The organism is Mesorhizobium sp. B2-4-2 (genome assembly GCF_006442845.1).
Lineage (GTDB): Bacteria > Pseudomonadota > Alphaproteobacteria > Rhizobiales > Rhizobiaceae > Mesorhizobium.
Map to the genome: position 1 here is coordinate 337,332 of NZ_VFVM01000004.1, position 18,172 is coordinate 355,503.

14 protein-coding genes and 1 pseudogene are annotated in these 18,172 nt (G+C 66.3%); 11 read left to right on the forward strand and 4 right to left on the reverse strand.

The window, feature by feature from the left end; all coding sequences use genetic code 11:
• Positions 1–73: 73 nt before the first annotated feature.
• The 4 genes from FJ942_RS11900 (at position 74) to FJ942_RS11920 (ending at position 5,862) form a co-directional block, all read left to right on the forward strand.
• Entirely contained in the window at positions 74–445 is a 372-nt protein-coding gene (locus FJ942_RS11900; protein ID WP_140491675.1) for a hypothetical protein, read from the forward strand.
• Between the two features lie 107 nt (positions 446–552).
• Entirely contained in the window at positions 553–1,179 is a 627-nt protein-coding gene (locus FJ942_RS11905) for a CDGSH iron-sulfur domain-containing protein (protein WP_140547389.1), read from the forward strand.
• A gap of 147 nt (positions 1,180–1,326) precedes the next feature.
• The gene (locus FJ942_RS11910; RefSeq protein ID WP_140897800.1) at positions 1,327–3,366 is read left to right on the forward strand and encodes a hydantoinase/oxoprolinase family protein; all 2,040 of its coding nucleotides are present in this window, start codon (positions 1,327–1,329) and stop codon (positions 3,364–3,366) included.
• Positions 3,367–3,690: 324 nt separating this feature from the next.
• Positions 3,691–5,862 (forward strand): malate synthase G, encoded by a 2,172-nt coding sequence (locus FJ942_RS11920; protein WP_140897802.1) that lies wholly within the window; start codon positions 3,691–3,693, stop codon positions 5,860–5,862.
• A 55-nt stretch (positions 5,863–5,917) separates the two neighbouring features.
• Here FJ942_RS11920 and FJ942_RS11925 read toward each other — a convergent pair.
• The 4 genes and pseudogenes from FJ942_RS11925 to FJ942_RS11940 form a co-directional block, all read right to left on the reverse strand.
• Positions 5,918–7,449, reverse strand: a pseudogene (locus FJ942_RS11925) (YifB family Mg chelatase-like AAA ATPase).
• A gap of 185 nt (positions 7,450–7,634) precedes the next feature.
• Positions 7,635–8,576: a glutathione synthase gene (gene gshB / locus FJ942_RS11930; RefSeq protein WP_140514181.1), complete on the reverse strand. Its 942-nt coding sequence runs from the start codon at positions 8,574–8,576 to the stop codon at positions 7,635–7,637.
• Positions 8,577–8,649: 73 nt separating this feature from the next.
• Positions 8,650–9,024, reverse strand: a complete 375-nt coding sequence (locus FJ942_RS11935; protein WP_140897804.1) for a GtrA family protein — start codon at positions 9,022–9,024, stop codon at positions 8,650–8,652.
• A gap of 4 nt (positions 9,025–9,028) precedes the next feature.
• Positions 9,029–10,039 carry a glycosyltransferase gene (locus FJ942_RS11940; protein ID WP_140897806.1) on the reverse strand — a complete coding sequence of 337 codons (1,011 nt, stop codon included), beginning with the start codon at positions 10,037–10,039 and terminating at the stop codon, positions 9,029–9,031.
• A 164-nt stretch (positions 10,040–10,203) separates the two neighbouring features.
• On the opposite strand from FJ942_RS11940, the gene FJ942_RS11945 reads away from it, so the two are divergent.
• From FJ942_RS11945 to FJ942_RS11975, 7 genes are all read left to right on the forward strand, one after another.
• Positions 10,204–12,000, forward strand: coding sequence for a GtrA family protein (locus FJ942_RS11945; RefSeq protein WP_140897808.1), 1,797 nt, complete (start codon positions 10,204–10,206; stop codon positions 11,998–12,000).
• 153 nt (positions 12,001–12,153) lie between these two features.
• Positions 12,154–13,503 carry an EAL domain-containing protein gene (locus FJ942_RS11950; RefSeq protein ID WP_140491655.1) on the forward strand — a complete coding sequence of 450 codons (1,350 nt, stop codon included), beginning with the start codon at positions 12,154–12,156 and terminating at the stop codon, positions 13,501–13,503.
• A 157-nt stretch (positions 13,504–13,660) separates the two neighbouring features.
• Positions 13,661–14,428: an SDR family oxidoreductase gene (locus FJ942_RS11955; protein WP_140491653.1), complete on the forward strand. Its 768-nt coding sequence runs from the start codon at positions 13,661–13,663 to the stop codon at positions 14,426–14,428.
• The gene (locus tag FJ942_RS11960; RefSeq protein WP_140491651.1) at positions 14,425–15,396 is read left to right on the forward strand and encodes a 2-dehydro-3-deoxygalactonokinase; all 972 of its coding nucleotides are present in this window, start codon (positions 14,425–14,427) and stop codon (positions 15,394–15,396) included. The genes FJ942_RS11955 and FJ942_RS11960 overlap by 4 nt, the downstream gene beginning before the upstream one ends.
• Positions 15,396–16,040, forward strand: coding sequence for a 2-dehydro-3-deoxy-6-phosphogalactonate aldolase (locus FJ942_RS11965; RefSeq protein ID WP_140672334.1), 645 nt, complete (start codon positions 15,396–15,398; stop codon positions 16,038–16,040). The genes FJ942_RS11960 and FJ942_RS11965 overlap by 1 nt, the downstream gene beginning before the upstream one ends.
• Positions 16,037–16,918, forward strand: coding sequence for an SMP-30/gluconolactonase/LRE family protein (locus FJ942_RS11970; protein WP_140625265.1), 882 nt, complete (start codon positions 16,037–16,039; stop codon positions 16,916–16,918). The genes FJ942_RS11965 and FJ942_RS11970 overlap by 4 nt, the downstream gene beginning before the upstream one ends.
• Before the next feature lie 189 nt (positions 16,919–17,107).
• Entirely contained in the window at positions 17,108–18,160 is a 1,053-nt protein-coding gene (locus FJ942_RS11975; RefSeq protein WP_140625264.1) for a D-alanine:D-lactate ligase-like protein, read from the forward strand.
• Positions 18,161–18,172: the final 12 nt, after the last annotated feature.

Below are 18,172 nucleotides of genomic sequence, written 5' to 3' on the forward strand. Positions count from 1 at the left end.
CCCTTTAGCGATCGCTCGCCCCGTGCAATGCCCGCAAGGCGGCCGGGTGGGCCGTTTATTTTTGGGGGATATCATGTTCTACGCCTATGCGCGCCGCTCGCTGGCCGCGCTGTCTCTTGCCATGCTGCTGGTGCCGTCGGCCCATGCCGGCGACGTCACCTTCGCCATCAAGAACAGCCATCCCAATGCCATGCGCCTCGAGCTCTACAGCCAGGACCGCGACTATGTGTGGCCGGGCAACGGCAAGGATTTCTACCTCGATGACGGCGAGACCAGGCAATTGCCGGTCTCCTGCGACGAGGGCGAATCGATCTGCTACGGCGCCTGGGTCGACGGCGACGAAGGCACCTATTGGGGCGTCGGCCCCGGCGACAAGGAAAAATGCGACGATTGCTGCTATACCTGCAGCGGCGGCGAGACCGAGGAAATCGAACTGGTTCCCTGACCGGCTTGCCAGCTTGACGCTTTTCCTGCCTGGGGCATAGCCTGCAAGAACAGCACCCAAAGCACGCCGCATCCAGGCGGCGTGCGTCAGGCAACAGGAGCAAGGCGATGGCAGGTCCGGTCGAGGGCGAGAAGATAGACGTCGGCTTTGCCGGCCGGCGCTGCATCCATTCGCGCAATTGCGTGCTGGGCGATCCGCATGTCTTCGTGCCGAACGCGCCGGGAGAGTGGATCCATCCCGACGCGGCCAGCGTCGAGAAGATCGTCGCCATTGCCGAAAGCTGCCCGTCAGGCGCCATTACCTATGTCAGGAAGGATGGCGGGCCGCAGGAAAGGCCGCCGGTGGTCAACACCGTGCGCATCAGGGAAAATGGCCCGCTGGCCGTCCACGCCGAGATTATGCTCGACGGCGAGACGTTACACCGCGCCACGCTCTGCCGCTGCGGCGCGTCGCAGAACAAGCCGTTCTGCGACGGCAGCCACAACAAATCAGGTTTTGCCGCCACCGGCGAGCCGGCGCTGAAGGACACGCCGGCGCTGGACGCGCGCGACGGGCCACTCAAGGTTACGCCGACGAAAGACGGGCCGCTCAAGCTCGAAGGCAATATGGAAATCGTCACCGGCACCGGCCACACGGTCGACCGCACGCAACGCGCCTTCCTATGCCGCTGCGGCCATTCGGCGAACAAGCCGTATTGCGATGGGTCGCATAAAAAGGTTGGGTTCGTGGGGTAGGTTGACCCTGCCATTGAAGCTGCCAATCTCCCCCCTCGTGGGGGAGATCGAACTCCTCCCGTGGCCCAGCGCTCTCAGCTTTATCGTCCGGCCGCTATAGGTTAAGGGCGAGAAGCATTTTCCTATCTGCTCGGGCCATCATCAGACATGACCAAGACCAAGCCAAAACCTCTTTTCCTCGGCATCGACACCGGCGGCACCTACACCGATGCCGTGCTGTGGTCTGAAACCGAAGGCCCGCAGAGCGGGCCGAACAAGGGAAAGGTGCTGGCCAAGGCCAAGGCTCTGACCACCAGGCACGATCTCGCCGTTGGCATTTCCGGCGCCGTCGACGCGGTTCTGGAAAAAGCGGTCACCGATCCGGCCGCCATCAAGCTTGTCTCCATGTCGACGACGCTTGCCACCAACGCGCTGGTCGAGGGCCAGGGTGGCCGCGTCGCGCTGATCATGATCGGCTTTTCCGAGGCGGACCTTGCCCGCGATGGGCTGAAGGCGGCATTGGGCACCGATCCGGTCGTGTTCTGCCCCGGCGGCCACGATGTGCACGGCAATACCGCCAAGCTCGACCTGTCCGGCCTTGAGGCGGCGCTGTCCGAACTCGGCGGCTCGGTCTCGGGCTTTGCCGTCTGCGCCTATTTCGCCACCCGCAACCCGGCGCACGAGATCGCCGCCCGCGAGCTGATCCGGGAGAAAACCGGCCTGCCGGTCACCGCGAGCCATGAATTGTCGGCCAAGCTAGGCGGTCCGCGCCGGGCGCTGACGACGCTGCTCAACGCCCGGCTGATCTCGATGATCGACCGGCTGGTGGCGGCGACCGAAGGCTTTCTCGAGGCGCGCGGCATCGCGGCGCCCCTGATGGTGGTGCGCGGCGACGGTGCGCTGGTGTCGGCGGCGTTCGCCCGCCAGCGGCCGATCGAGACCATTCTGTCCGGCCCGGCCGCCAGCCTGGTCGGGGCGCACCACATGACCGGATTGGAAAACGCGGTGGTTTCCGACATCGGCGGCACCACCACCGACGTTGCCGTGCTCGACAAGGGCCGGCCGCGGCTCGATCCGGAAGGCGCCACCGTCGGCGGCTTTCGCACCATGGTCGAAGCGGTCGCCATGCGCACCTTCGGCCTCGGCGGAGATTCCGAAGTGGCGTTGGAAGACGGCGCTCTCAACCCCAGGCTCCTGCTTGGACCGCGCCGGCTGGTGCCACTGGCGCTGGCCGGCATGGTGCATCACGAGGCGGTTCTGGCGGAACTCGAGCGCCAGCTGCGCGCGCCGAACACCGGTCGCATGGACGGCCGTTTCGCGGTGCGCACCGGCGTGCCCGACCGTCTTGCCGCCGGGCTGACCGCTCCGGAAGCAAGGCTCTATGAAGCGATCGGCGCAATGCCTTTGCCTCTCGACAGGCTTTTGACCTCGAATGCCCAGAACGCCACCCTGAACCGCCTGGTGTCGCGCGGGCTGGTGCACATTTCAGGGTTCACGCCGTCGGATGCGGCGCATGTGCTTGGCAAGCAGGCGAACTGGGATGCCGCGGCCGCCCGCCTCGGCGCAGAGCTGTTTGCCCGCAAGCGCGACGGCCGCGGCCAGGCGATCGCGGCCTCTCCCGAGGCGATCTCGGAGCGCGTGCTGGCGGCGCTGACGCGCTGGTCGGCCGAATATATCCTTCAAACCGCCTTCGCCGAGGACGGGCTCGACGGCGCGGCCACCGTTGCGCATGCGCTGGTGCAGCGCGCCGTCGACGCGCATCCCGGCATTGCGCGCCTGAGCGTCGCCCTCGACCGGCCGGTGATCGGCCTCGGCGCCTCGGCGCCGCTGCACTATGCCGGACTGCCGCCATTGGTCGGCAATGACTGCGTGGTGCCTGATGATACGGATGTCGCCAACGCGCTCGGCGCCGTGGTCGGCCAGGTCCGGGTATCGGCGGAGGCGCGCGTCAGCCAGCCCAAGGAAGGTCTGTTCCGTCTTGCCTCGGGCGAGACCGTGCGCGATTTCCTCGACGAGGCGGCGGCGATCGCGGCCGCCGAGGCCGATGTGCGCGCCATCGTCGCGGAGCGCGCCAGGGACGCCGGCACCGACAGCGCCGAGATCGATGTCGCGACCGAATTCCGCGTCTCCACCGTCGAAGCCCAGCGTATGTTCATCGAGGCGCATGTGGTGGCGGTGGCTTCGGGCAGGCCACGGATCGCGGTGTGATGGAGGGTGATCTCCCCCCTTGTGGGGGAGATGGCCGGCAGGCCAGAGGGGGGCGCTGTCCCGCCAGCGTCTCGGAGCAGCGCCCGCTCATACTCGACGTCGACCGACTGCACGAAATACCGAAACTTGCCGAGGTCGGCATTCCTTCGCGCCCCCCTCTGCCCTGCCGGGCATCTCCCCCACTTGGGGGGAGATTGGCAGCGTCGCCGCCGGCACCAAGCCTAAAAACCGCGCCTACCTGCCTTGCCTTCACCCTAAGCTGAATTGACCCTGCACTCCCAACATGCCAAAGGCCCGCGAAAGCCTTTCATCTGGAGCAGCCTGATGACCGATCGCGTCGAAATCGCCGGATTGCGGATCGCCCGCGAACTTCATGACTTCGTTGTCAACGAGGCCGCTCCGGGCACCGGCATCGATCCGGACAAATTCTGGAACGGCTTTTCGGCCATCGTCCACGACCTCGCGCCGAAGAACCGGGCACTGCTGGCAAAGCGCGACGCTATCCAGGAAAAGCTCGATGACTGGTATCGCGCCAATGGCGCGCCGGTCGACATGGAAGCCTACAAAACCTTCCTGAAGGAGATCGGCTATCTCGTCCCCGAAGGCCCGTCCTTCTCGGTGACGACCGAAAAGGTCGATCCCGAGATCGCCGTCGTCGCCGGGCCGCAGCTTGTGGTGCCGGTGATGAATGCGCGCTATGCGCTCAACGCCGCCAATGCGCGCTGGGGCTCGCTCTATGATGCGCTTTACGGCACCGACGCGATTCCCGAGACAGACGGCGCCGGGAAGGGCAACGGCTTCAACCCCGCGCGCGGTGCGAAAGTCGTCGCCTGGGCCAAGGACTTTCTCGACCAGTCGGTGCCGCTCACATCGGGCAAATGGGCCGGCGTCAACGGCCTTTCGCTGGCCAATGGCGCGCTGCGGCTCAGCGCCGGCGCCGGCTCGACCACGCTTGCCGACGTCAGGCAGTTCGTCGCCTATCGCGGCGATGCCGCCAACCCGCAAGCCGTGCTGCTGGTCAGCAACGGCCTGCATATCGAGGTCCTGATCGACCGCGACAACCAGATCGGCCGCACCGATCCGGCCGGCATCGCCGACATCATCCTGGAATCGGCGCTGACCACCATCCAGGACTGCGAGGATTCGGTCGCGGCGGTGGATGCGCAGGACAAGGTCGTCGTGTACCGCAACTGGCTCGGCTTGATGAAGGGCGACCTGGCCGAAGAGATCACCAAGGGCGGCCGGACCTTCGTCCGCAAGCTCAACCCCGATCGGTCCTATACCTCGCGCAATGGCGGTACTGTGACGCTGCCCGGCCGCTCGCTGATGCTGGTCAGGAATGTCGGCCACCTCATGACCAATCCGGCGATAACGGACCGCGACGGCAACGAGGTGCCGGAAGGCATCATGGACACGGCGATGACCGCGCTGATCGCGCTGCACGATGTCGGGCCGAACGGCCGCCGCGCCAACTCCCGCGCGGGCTCGATGTATGTCGTGAAACCCAAGATGCACGGGCCCGAGGAAGTCGCCTTCGCCGTCGAGATCTTCGATCGCGTCGAGGCCCTGCTCGGCATGGCCGAAAATACCATCAAGATGGGCATCATGGACGAGGAGCGGCGCACCACCGTCAACCTCAAGGAGGCGATCCGCGCCGCCAGGGAGCGCGTCGTGTTCATCAACACAGGCTTCCTCGACCGCACCGGCGACGAGATCCACACCTCGATGGAAGCCGGCCCGATGATCCGCAAGGGCGACATGAAGCAGGCCGCCTGGATTTCCGCCTACGAGGCCTGGAATGTCGACACCGGGCTGGAATGCGGGCTTGCCGGCCATGCCCAGATCGGTAAGGGCATGTGGGCGATGCCCGATTTGATGGCGGCGATGCTCACCGAGAAGATCGCCCACCCCAAGGCCGGCGCCAACACCGCCTGGGTGCCTTCGCCCACGGCGGCGACGCTGCACGCCACCCATTATCACAAGGTCGATGTCCACGCCGTCCAGGCGGCGCTGAAGAGCCGGCCGAAGGCCAAGCTCGACGACATCCTGTCGGTGCCGGTCGCGGTGCGGCCCAACTGGTCGCCGGCCGATATCCAGGCGGAGCTCGACAACAATGCGCAAGGCATTCTGGGCTATGTCGTGCGCTGGATCGACCAGGGCGTCGGCTGCTCGAAAGTGCCAGATATCAACGATGTCGGCCTGATGGAGGACCGCGCCACGCTGCGCATCTCCTCGCAACACATCGCCAACTGGCTGCATCATGGCGTCTGCACGGCCGACCAGGTAATGGAAACGATGAAGCGCATGGCTGATATCGTCGACCAGCAGAACCAAGGCGACCCGCTCTACCGGCCGATGGCCGCCGATTTCGACGGCTCCGTCGCCTTCCAGGCCGCCTGCGACCTCGTCTTCAAGGGCCGCATCCAGCCCAACGGCTACACCGAGCCGGTGCTGCACGCGCGGAGGCTGGAACTGAAGGCGAAGGGAGCGGCCTGAACCGGAGATTTGGAGCCGCCGGCGTTTCGTTCCCCTCCTCTCGAGCGAGAGCGCGCTACGCCGCCTGTGCCACCCGCTCCGAACTCATCCGGTAGGAGATCGCTTCGGCCAAGTGAATGCGGCCGACGGTCTCGCTGGCGTCGAGATCGGCCAGTGTTCTCGCCACCTTCAGCACGCGGTGATAGGCCCGCGCCGAGAAGCCGAGCTTTTCGCTGGCGTCCTTGAGCAGCGACAGGCCCGATGCGTCAGGCATGGCGATCTCCTCGATGACCGCCGGCGCGCAATGCGCGTTTGTGGTGGCGCTGGTGACGCCGAGCCGTTCGAAGCGCTCGCGCTGGAGGGTGCGGGCACGCGCCACGCGCAGCGCCACGTCGGCGCTCTTCTCCGCCCGGTCGGGCCGGATCAGGTCGCTGGCCGAGACCGCCGGCACCTCGATCCTGAGATCGATGCGGTCGAGCAGCGGGCCCGAGATGCGCGCCTGGTAGTCGGTGCGGCAGCGTTCGCCGCGCAGGCAGCGATAGCCGGGCTCGCCGGCCATGCCGCATCGGCACGGGTTCATCGCCGCCACAAGCTGGATACGCGCCGGATAGGTGACGCGGTGTTGGCGCGCGCGATCATGCAGTCGCCGGTCTCCAATGGCTGGCGCAACGCGTCGAGCGTCTGCGGCGTGAATTCGGGAAATTCGTCGAGGAACAGCACGCCGTGGTGCGCAAGCGACACTTCGCCCGGCCGCGCCCGGATGCCGCCGCCGACCATCGCCGCCATCGAGGCCGAATGGTGCGGCGCGCGGAACGGCCGCCGGTCGGTCAGCTTGCCTTCGCCGAGCTCGCCGGCGACGGAGGCGATCATCGACACTTCGAGCAATTCCTTCGGCGCCAGCGGCGGTAGGATCGACGGCAGCCGCTGCGCCAGCATCGATTTTCCCGATCCGGGCGGGCCGACCATGAGCAGGTTGTGCCCGCCGGCCGCCGCCACCTCCAGCGCCCGCTTGGCGGTTTCCTGGCCCTTGATGTCGGCAAGATCGGGCAGGTCGCGCGCCGCGGCATGGATGCCGGCTTCAGGCCGCGACAGCACCTGCGTGCCGCGGAAATGATTGGCGATGGCGATCAGACTGCGCGGCGCGAGTATGTCGAAGTCCTTGCCGGCCCAGGCGGCTTCCGGGCCGCAGGCGAAGGGGCAGATCAGGCCCTTGCCTTCAGAATTGGCCCCAATCGCGGCCGGCAAGGCGCCGGCGACGGCGGCGATAGTGCCGTCGAGCGATAGTTCGCCAAGCACGACATAGCCGGCCAGCATGTCGCCCGGAATGGCGCCAAGCGCCGCCATCAGGCCGAGCGCGATCGGCAAATCGTAGTGGCTGCCCTCCTTGGGCAGGTCTGCGGGCGCCAGGTTGACAGTGACTTTCTTGGACGGCATCGACAGGCCGGAAGCATGCAGTGCCGCCTGCACCCGTTCGCGGCTTTCGGCCACCGCCTTGTCGGCCAGCCCGACAATATGCATGTTGACCTTGCCGGGCGCTATCATCACCTGCACGTCGACCGGCACGGCCTCGATGCCCTGGAAAGCAACCGTGCGAACCCGCGCCACCATGTCTTGCCCCCGGATCTGGGCTTGCCCCAAGCCTTTTACAATCAGGCCGCGAAGGGCCTGGCCCGGAGACAATCACAATTCCTCGGCTAAATCAAGAACATTACAGGAACATGCAATCGCTGAAGTTGCAGCGCGATTGTCTCCGGTTGCAAAAACGGAACATGGTTAATACGAAATGAAAACGGCTATTTCCGCTTGGCCTCCACCGCGTCCCAGAACAGGCTGGCGATGTCGGCGCCGCCGAAGCGTTTGACTTCGCGCACGCCGGTCGGCGAGGTCACGTTGATCTCGGTCATGTAGTCGCCGATGACGTCGATGCCGACGAGGATGAAGCCGCGTTCCCTCAGTGCCGGCCCGATGCGGGCGCAGATCTCGCGCTCGCGCTCGGTCAGCTCGGTCTTCTCGGCGCGGCCGCCGACATGCATGTTGGAGCGGGAATCGTGCTCGGCCGGCACCCGGTTGATGGCCCCGACCGGTTCGCCGTCGATCAGGATGATGCGCTTGTCGCCCTTGCGCACGTCCTTCAGGTAGCGCTGCACGATGTAGGGCTCACGGAACAACTGGCCGAACATTTCGAGCAGCGAGGCGAGGTTGCGGTCGGCCTCCAGCAGGTGGAAGATGCCCGCGCCGCCATTGCCGTAGAGCGGCTTGACGATGATGTCGCCGAATTCCTTGCGGAAGGCGGCGACCTCCTGGGGATCCTTGGTGATCAGCGTTTCCGGCATCAGGTCGGAAAACTCGGTGACGAAGATCTTTTCCGGGCTGTTGCGCACCCAGGCCGGGTCGTTGACCACCAGCGTCCTGGGGTGGATGCGCTCCAGTATGTGCGTGGTGGTGATGTAGTTCATGTCGAAGGGCGGATCCTGTCTCAGCAGGATCACGTCCATCTCCGACAGGTCGGTTCGCACCTTCTCCCCCAGCGAATAGTGGCTGCCTTTCTCGTCGCGTACCTGCATCTCCTCGATGCGGGCGAACACCTTGCCGTCGCGCAGCGACAGCCGGTCGGGCGTGTAGTGGTAGAGCTGATGGCCGCGCCGCTGCGCCTCCAGCGACAGCGCGAACGAAGTGTCTCCGGCGATCGACACGGTGGAGATGTGGTCCATCTGGACGGCGATTTTCAGCTTCATGGCAGGTCCCCAGCACGGTCGATGAGAGAGCGATATAAGGGTCCCGGCGCCTTCTGCCAATCGGGCCACGCCTCTAGCGGTCGAAGACCAGCCTGGAATAGCCGAGAAAGGACAGCGCCATGGCGGCCAGCGAAGCGAAAGCAAGGGCGGCCAATGGCGGGGTTGTCGGCAGGACGACAAGGATGGCGCAGTAGACCAGATAGTTGGCGATGCTGGTGGCTATGCCGATGCTGCCATAGCGGGCACCTTCCCGCACCAAGCCGCGGCTCGACGGCGAGAAGGTCAGATGCCGGTTTATCTGCCAGGTGACGCAGAGCGCAAAGCCGATGGACAGCACGCGGGCGCTGAAAGGGCCGAGCGGCGTGACCGCAAGCAGCAGCCAGAGGGCGGCCGCGTCGGCGACGAAGCCGATGCCGCGGGCAAAGAGGAAGCGTATAAGACGGCTCACCGCTTCATGCGGCGCGAGGCGTCTTGCCTGGGCCGGCCTTCGCGGCGGTCGCCTCGCTGGCGCGCTCGCGCCGCTCTATGCGGCCCGAAGGCATCGACAGGTAGAAGATGCGCTTCTGTTCGGCGCGGCCGCGCGACACCGAATCGAGGATCACCCCGGTCACACCGGCCAGCATAGAAAGCAAGAGCAGGCCTACCGACAGCACCCATGTCGGCATGCGCGGCACCAGCCCGGTCTCGGCGAATTCGACCAGCACCGGCGCCATCAGGAACAGGCTCGACGCCAGGAAGACCAGGGCGAAGGCGCCGAAGAAGCGCAGCGGCTGCGTTTCCTTCATCAGCATGGCGAACATCCAAAGGATCCTGGCGCCGTCGCGAAAGGTCGAAAGCTTCGACGACGAGCCGTCCGGCCGCTTGCCGTAATCGAGCGCGATCTCGCTGACGGGCAATTTGAGCTGCGAGGCATGCACCGACATTTCGGTCTCGATCTCGAAGCCGCCGGAGACGGCCGGGAAGCTTTTGACGAAGCGCCGGGTGAAGACCCGGTAGCCCGAGAATATGTCGGTGAAATCGCTGCCGAACAGCCCTTTATAGAGGCTGTTGAAGACGCGGTTGCCGAAGGCATGGCCGGTCCTGCCGGCATCGTTGGTGACGCCGCGCCGGGTGCCCACCACCATGTCGGAGCGCTCGGTCAGAAGCGTGTTGATCAATTGCGGCGCGTCTTCCGGCGCATAGGTGCCGTCGCCGTCGGCCATCAGGTAAATGTCGGCGTCGATGTCGGCGAACATGCGCCGCACCACATTGCCCTTGCCCTGGCGCGGTTCGCGCACCACGATGGCGCCGGCCGCGCGGGCCCTGAGCGCGGTCAGGTCGCGCGAATTGTTGTCGTAGACATAGACCGTCGCCAAAGGCAGCGTCTCGCGGAAGCGCCGCACCACCTCGGCGATCGTCAATTCCTCATTGTAGCAAGGCAGCAGCACGGCGATAGAGGGTTCGTAGCGAAGCTCTTGCGGCATTTTCCTCTCCGGGTGCCTCGCCGCCACGCGCGGTTCGCGCCGAAAGTCAGGCGCATTCAGGCGGTTTTACTATTTATTGAAGCCGTTAAGGCTAGGTTTAAGGCCGGACCGTACGAGTGTCGATTGGCCGGAAAGGCCCGGCATTCCTGCCAGAGGCGATGGGGATGAGCACAGCCAGCAACGGCGCTTCCACCTGGAAGTCCGACATAGCGTTTGCGTTGCTTGCCGCCTTGCTGCTGCTGGCGCTTGATCTTTATGCCGGATTCCCGCAACTGGCCAACCCGGCCGGCGACAATGACAGCCTGCTGCAACTGGTGGAGGTTCGCGACCTCCTGGCCGGCCAGGGCTGGTTCGACCTGCACCAGTACAGGATGGGGCTGGAGGGTGGCTTCGTCATGCACTGGTCGCGGCTGCTCGACGCCCCGCTGGCGCTCGGCATGCTTGCCCTGTCGGCCCTGACGGGCAGTGCCGCTTTGGGCGAGCAGGTCGTGCAGGTGCTTTGGCCCCTCCTGCAATTCTGGCTCGCGCTGTTCTCCATCATGCGCGCCGCGCGCGCTTTCGCCGGCGAGCACGCGGTCCTGCCCGCCGCGGTGGTCGGCGGAGCGGCCTTGTATTATCTCGGAATCTTCTCGCCCGGCGCGCTCGATCACCACAATGTCCAGCTGATGCTGACCCTGGCCGGCCTGGCTTTGCTGCTTGAAGCCCCTCGCCACCGGACCGCCGCCCTGTTTGCCGGCGCGTGCGCCACCCTGGCATTGGCGATCGGCATGGAAAGCGCCCCCTATGCTGGAACCCTGGGCGCCATCGTCGCCCTGCTGTTCCTCGTCAGCGGTGGCGGCGAAAGGCTGATCGCCAGGGATTTTGGCTTGGGCGTCACCGCCGTCTCGGCCCTTGTTTTCATCACTACCATACCGGCGTCGGCATGGGGGCAGACGCAGTGCGACACCTTCTCGACCGTGCACTTCGTGGTTGCCGCGCTTGCCGGCGCCGGCCTTGCGGTCATCGCCTCATGGGGCGCCGCCAATGCGACGTACGGCCGTCGCCTGGTCTCGCTCGGCCTGCTGGCGTTCGTGCTTGTCCTTGTCGTGATGTTTCTGTTCCCGCAATGCCTGGCTGCCCCCTATGCCGGCCTCGACCCGCGCCTCCAGCAGATGTGGCTCGGTCATATCGACGAAGCGCAGTCGATATTCCAGCTCGTCGCGGCCGATCCGGCCAGAGCGGTGGCGCGCTTCGCGACGCCGCTGGTGGCGATCGTCCTGATGGCGCTGCGTCTCGGCAAGGGCGGCTGGCGGCGGCAGGACAGTCTCGTCGGCGCGCTGCTGGTGGTGGCTTTCCTGGTCAGCGCCTGGGAGGTCCGCGGCTCGACCTTCTCCATCGCCTTCGCGGTGATCCCGCTTTGCGCCTGGATCGCCAAATGGCGGCAGCGCGCCGAAAACAGTCCGTCCGGTGGCTCCGTGCTCCGTATGGCCGCAGCCTGGCTGATCTCGGTCAATGCGGTTTGGTCCAGCGCTGCCGAGGCGGCATCGAGCGCCTTCCAGACCGGTGCGGCCGTCACCGACGCCGGCATCGATGCACCTTGCAACAGCAAGGCCTCGTTCGCCGCGCTCGCCCGCATGCCTCACACCACGGTGCTGGCCATCTCCAATCTCGGCTCGCCGATCCTGGCCTTTACCGGTCATCGCGCGCTCGCTGGGCCCTACCACCGCAACGTCGCCGGAAACCTGCTCGTATTCGATGCCTTGCTGGGCTCGGCCACTGACGCGAAAGCCGTCGTGGCAAACCATCGCGTCGGGATTGTCGCGCTCTGCCGCGGCAATCCCGAAACCAGGCTTCTCGCAACCAAGGCGCCTGACGGCTTTCTGGCCGGGTTGATGCATGGCAGCGTGCCGGATTGGCTGGAACCGGTGGCGGAGACCCAGGGCGCGCCGCTGGAGCTCTATCGCGTTCGCCCCGCCGGCTGAGAATCCGCGTGAGCGACGACGCCGTTGAGCCCGGACGGCTTTGCGGAGGGCAACGCACTTCAGCGGCGAAAAATCGATTTTTCCGATACGTTTCCTAAAGGGTTTGCTGCCAGTCTCGGAAATAAATTCCGACTTCGAGAAACAGGGACACCGATGCAAACTTCGTTTGGCACCGGTCAGGCAAACAGGGAGAGCACGGATCTGGCATTCACCGATCCGTTGACCGGGCTTGGCAACCATCGCCGCTTCTTCGACAAGGTCGATCGCCTGATCAGCGACCGTGCCGACGATCCCGCGCCCTTCACCGTCGGCATTCTCGACCTTGATGGCTTCAAGCCGATCAACGATCTGTTCGGCCACAAGGCCGGCGACGACATCCTGATCCAGGTGGCGATGCGGCTGCGCGCCTCGATGGACGGTCATTCCACCGTCTGCCGCATCGGCGCCGACGAATTCGCCTTCCTCTACCCGCTGGTGTTCAGCGAGGAGGCGGCGGCCGAAAAGTCGCGCATGCTGATCGAAATCCTGTCGGCCCCGTATGATGTCGGCGAACGCACGGCGAGGCTGTCGGCCTCCGTCGGCTGTTCGCTGTTCTATTCCGGCGACGAGACCACCGAGATCCTCATCAACAAGGCCGAAACGGCGCTTTACCATGCCAAGCGATCCGGCCGCGGCCGGGTCGTCGTCTATACCCGCGAAATGGAAGAGGCGGCCAAGCGCGTCACCCGCATCGAGCAGGCGCTGCGCCGCGCGGTCTCGGCCGGCGAGGTGGAGCCGCATTTCCAGCCGATCGTCGACCTCACCACGCGCCGCACCATCGGCTTCGAGACGCTGGCGCGCTGGACCGACCGCGATCTCGGCTCGGTGCCGCCGACCGTCTTCATTCCGATCGCCGAGGAGCGCGGCATCATCGGCCCGCTGTCGCAGCTAGTGCTGCGCAAGGCGACCGAGGCGGCGAGAAGCTGGCCGAAGGACCTGTTCCTGTCGTTCAACCTGTCGCCCTCGCAGCTCGTCGACCAGAACACCGGCCTGCACATATTGGCGATCCTCGACCGTACGGGCTTCGATCCGCGCCGGCTGGAGATCGAGATTACCGAGACCGGCCTGATGAACGATCCGGCCTCGGCCGCGCAGATCGTCGAGGACCTGCGCCGCGTCGGCATCCGCGTCTCGCTCGACGATTTCGGCACCGGCCAGTCCTCGCTCGGGCGGCTGCGCGAATTCCATTTCGACAAGTTGAAGATCGACCGCGCCTTCGTCTCCTCCATTCTCGATGACCGCCCGTCGGAGCACATCATCCGCGCCATTCTCGCAATGTGCGAAGGGCTCGGCATGGATGTCGTCGCCGAAGGCATCGAGGAAGAGGCGCAGGCCGACCGCCTCGTCCAGTTCGGCTGCGCCGGTGGGCAGGGCTATCTGTTCGGCAAGCCGGCCGATGCCGACGCCACGCTCGGCTATCTCCGCGATTCCTTCCGCGGCGCCTTGCGCGCCAAGGCAATCTGACCGGGCGATTGACCGGTCCTCGATCGAGGACCGGCCGTGCCTGTGCGTGGTCTCCAGGCTTTTTGTCAGACATAAGCCTCAAAATCCGTCTTTTCGCCCTTGCCCGCCGGATCGGTCTGGCTAGGATGCGCGCCGGTCAACCCGGGAGACGAAAACCATGATGCCATCGGCACGTTTTGCCGACCTCGAAGGCGCTTCGGTGCTGATCACCGGCGGCGGCTCCGGCATTGGCGCGGCATTGACCGAGGGTTTCATGCGCCAGGGCGCCAAGGTCGCCTTCATCGACATCGCCGACAAGCCCAGCACCGCGCTTGCCGACCGCATCGAGAAAGAGCTCGGCCGCCGGCCGCTCTACCTCAAGTCCGATCTGCGCGACATCGAAGCGCTCCGGGCGTCTGCCGCGAAGGCGGCCGAAGCGCATGGCGACGTCACCGTGCTGGTCAACAATGCCGCCTGGGACGAACGCCACGCCGTCGAAGACGTGACGGTGGAGTTTTGGGACAACAACCAGGCGATCAACCTCAGACCGCATTTCTTCACCGCGCAGGCGGTGGCGCCGGGCATGAAGCGGGCCGGCGGCGGCTCGATCATCAATTTCACCTCGACCTCCTACCTGATCAACCACCCCGACATGCCGGCCTACACCGCCGCCAAGGCGGGCATACTCGGCCTCACCAAGGGTTTGGCCGGCAAGCTCGGGCCCGACCGTATCCGCGTCAACGCCGTCGCGCCCGGCTGGGTCATCACGGAACGGCAGCAGGAACGCTGGGTGACGGAGCAGGCGCTTGCCTCTCATGTCGCCAAGCAGTGCATCAAGGACGTCATGCGGCCGGACGATTTGGTCGGCACCGTGCTGTTCCTGGCCTCGGACGCCTCGCGCATGCTGACCGCGCAAATGCTGATCGTCGACGGAGGTTTCCTGTGAGCCCCGGGTTTGCCGGCCCCCGATTTGTCGGCAATGTGCCGGCGGTCGCGGCGCTCGATTGGGGCACGACCCGGCTTCGTGCCTGGCTGATCGACGGCGGCGGCAAGGTGCTTGCCGAGCGTCGCGGCGACGACGGACTGATCACCGCGCGCGAGAAGGGCTTTTCCCGGGTTCTCGAGGGTCATCTCGCCGCCATGGGCGCGCCGGAAACGCTGCCCGTCATCATCTGCGGCATGGCAGGCTCGCGCCAGGGCTGGCTCGAAGCGCCCTATGTCACCGTGCCGGCGCCGATCGGCGCCATCCTGGCCGGCGCGGCCCGCATCCCGGGGGAGAGCCGCGACATTCGTATCGTGCCCGGCCTTGCCCAACGCCTGGCCGATGCGCCAGACGTCATGCGCGGCGAGGAGACACAGCTTGCCGGCGCCGGTTTGCCGGCAAAGGGGCGTGAAATCGTCTGCATGCCGGGCACCCATTCGAAATGGGTTCTGGTTGAGGACGGCGCCGTTGCCGGCTTCGGCACATGGCCGACCGGCGAGCTGTTCTCGGTGCTGGCCGCGCATTCGATCCTGCGCCATTCGCTCGGCGAGCATCCCAAGCCGGTCGACCCGCAGAACCCTTTCTTCCGCCGCTGGTGTGGTGCGGCGTTGACCGAAGGTGGCGACGTCACCGCAAAACTGTTCTCGATCCGCGCCGCCGGTCTGCTCCAGGACATGAAGGCCGACGATGCCGCGGCCTGCCTGTCGGGCCTGCTGATCGGCGGCGAGATCGCCTCGGCGAGGCGCCGCCAGGCCGCGGGCGCCACATCGGTGGTGCTGATTGCCTCCGGCGCGCTTGCGGCGCTTTATCGGCAGGCGCTCGGCCTTGCCGGGCTTGGCGTGCGGACCGTCGACGCGGATGAGGCGGTGCGTGCCGGCCTGGTCGAGGCGGCGCGCGAAAACGGCATGATCGCCAGAACCGGAGTTGCCTGATGAACCAGACCGCTGCGTTCCCGAAGCTCAAGCGCGGGCTGGTCGCCATCCTGCGCGGCCTCAAGCCTGCCGAGGCGGTGGCGATCGGCCAGGCGGTCTTCGATGCCGGCATCGAGGCGATCGAGGTGCCGCTCAATTCACCCGATCCGTTCGCGTCCATCGCCGCCATCCTCAAGGCGCTGCCGCCGGCCGCGCTGGTCGGCGCCGGCACGGTGCTGACGCCGGCCGATGTCGATGGCTTGCACGAAGTCGGCGGCCGGCTGCTGGTCAGTCCCAATATCGATGCCGAGGTGATGGAACGCGCCATGCAATACGGCATGGTCACCATGCCCGGCGTGTTCACGCCCACGGAGGCCTTCCTGGCGATCCGGCTCGGCGCCTCGGCGCTGAAATTCTTCCCGGCAAGCGTGCTCGGCGCATCCGGTATTTCCGCCATCCGCGCGGTGCTGCCGGCTTCGACATTGGTCGGCGCGGTCGGCGGCGTCTCGGAGAAGGACTTTGCCGGCTACAAGGCGGCCGGCGTCACGGTTTTCGGGCTTGGTTCCAGCCTGTTCAAGCCGGGCATGAGCGTCGAAGACGTGGCCGCGCGGGCCCAGGCGGCGGTGACGGCCTGGGACGCGGTGTTCGGCGGAGACGCAGGATGAGCGAAGCGATCGTTTCGGTTTTTTCCGACCATGTCTGCCAGCTCGGCGAGGGGCCGAGCTACGACCCCGCCACAGACACGCTCTACTGGTTCGACATCGTCAAGGGCCATCTCCTGGAAAAGCGCCTGTCCGGCGGCGCGGCCCAGGTGCACGAGCTTGGCCGGATGGCCAGCGCTATCGCCATCATCGACGACAAGCGCCAGCTGATCGCCACCGAAACCGGGCTTTTTGTCCGCGACGTCGCCACCGGCAGGATGACGCTGCACACACCTGTCGAGGCCGACAATCCGGTCACCCGTTCCAACGATTCCCGCGTCCATCCCTGCGGCGCCCTTTGGACCGGCACGATGGGCAAGGGCGAGGAGAAGGGCGCCGGCGCGATCTACTGGTTCTTCAAGGGCGAATTGCGCAAGCTGTTCTCCGACATCACCGTGTCGAACTCGATCTGTTTTTCCGCGGACGGCGCGCTCGCTTATTACACCGACACCTCGACCGGCCTGTTGATGCGTGTTGCCTGCGATCCGGCGACCGGCCTGCCGGAGGGCGAGCCGAAAGTGTTCGTTGATCACCGGTCGGCCAAGGGCTTCGTCGACGGCTCCGTGCTCGACCGCGACGGCATCCTGTGGAATGCCGTCTGGGGCGGCAAGGTGGTCAAGGGCTATGCGCCCGACGGCAAGCTGGTGCGCACGATCGCCATGCCGGTGACGCAGCCTTCCTGCCCGGCCTTTGTCGGCAAGAACGCCAGCCGGCTGGCGGTCACCTCGGCCTGGCACGGCAAGGACGAGAAGCAGCGTCAGCTTGACCCGCAGGCAGGCATGACCTTCCTCCTCGACATCGAGGTCAATGGCCGGTTCGAGCCGCGCGTGCTGATCGCCTAGGGCATCTCTATATTCAGGTGACGCCGGCCTTTTCGGCTCGGCCCGACTTGAGTCTCGGTACCCGATGCACCGCGTCTGACGGGATCATTCAGCCGGCTGTCACGCAGGCGTCCGGCCCGCGTCGGTTTCGCGAAAGCCTGGCGTCTTCGCCATGCGATGGTGTGGAATTGCACCATTGGGAATCATGTCATGTCCAGCCTAAGGCTGATCCTCGTCCACGAGCCGGAAAAGGCCTGCCTCGAGCGGCTCCTCGCCGATGGCCACCCGCCGGAGCGTGCCGCCGAAATCGCTTCTTACCTGGCGCAATCGACCGATCTCGCGCATGAGTTCGACGCCCTCGCTTCTGCCTTCAAACGACGCGATCTCGGCTTCGCGGCGGTGGAGCTGGACGATGCCGCCGATATGCTCGCCAAGGCCGACCCGGCGGCCACGCTGGTCTGGACGCTGACCGACGGCATCGCCTATTTCCGGGGCGGCGCGGCGCCTGCGCTTGCCAGGCTGAACGGCCTGAAGGCGATCGGCGCCGAGGATTCGCTGTTCGCGCTCTGCCAGGACAAGTTTCGCTCCGGCGCCGTGCTCGGCGCGCTCGGCCTGCCTGTGCCGCGGGCCGGCCTGGCGCGCAACGGACAATGGCTGGTCGAGCCGCCGGTTTCCGCCGCCGGCTGGTTCGTCAAGCCGAACCGGCTCGGCGCCAAGATCGGCATCTGGCCGGAGTCGCGCTGCGGCGATCTCGGCCACGCGCTGGAGCTTAGCCGGCGTGTTTTCGCCGCCTATCGCGACGACGTCGTCGTCCAGCCCTATGTCGCCGGCCGCAACGCGCGCGCCAGTTTCCTGGGCCTGAGGCCGGACACCGGCGTCGAAGCGCTCGGCGTCGCTTTCGTCGAGTCCGGCGGCGATTTCCAGACCATGGAAGACAGCCTGGCGCTTTACGGCGAGACCGGCGAGGCGGCGAAGGCGGCGGGCAACTACGCCGAGCCGCTTCTGCTTCCGGTCGCCGAAAGCCAGCCGGTCGCCGATGCAAAAGTCCGCGCCATCGCCGAGCGGCTGATGAGCGGGATCGGCCTGCGCGACGTGTTTTCCATCGATCTCCGGATCGAGCCCGACGACACGGTTCACCTCATCGAGTTCGAGGTCTGCCCCGGCCTGCCTTGCTTCGATTTCCGCGCCTATTGCCGGTCTCAATGGGGCTTGGGGCTTGCCGACGCCATGGCCGAAACCGCCGCGAACCGGATGACCCGTTAAAGCGCGGCAAGA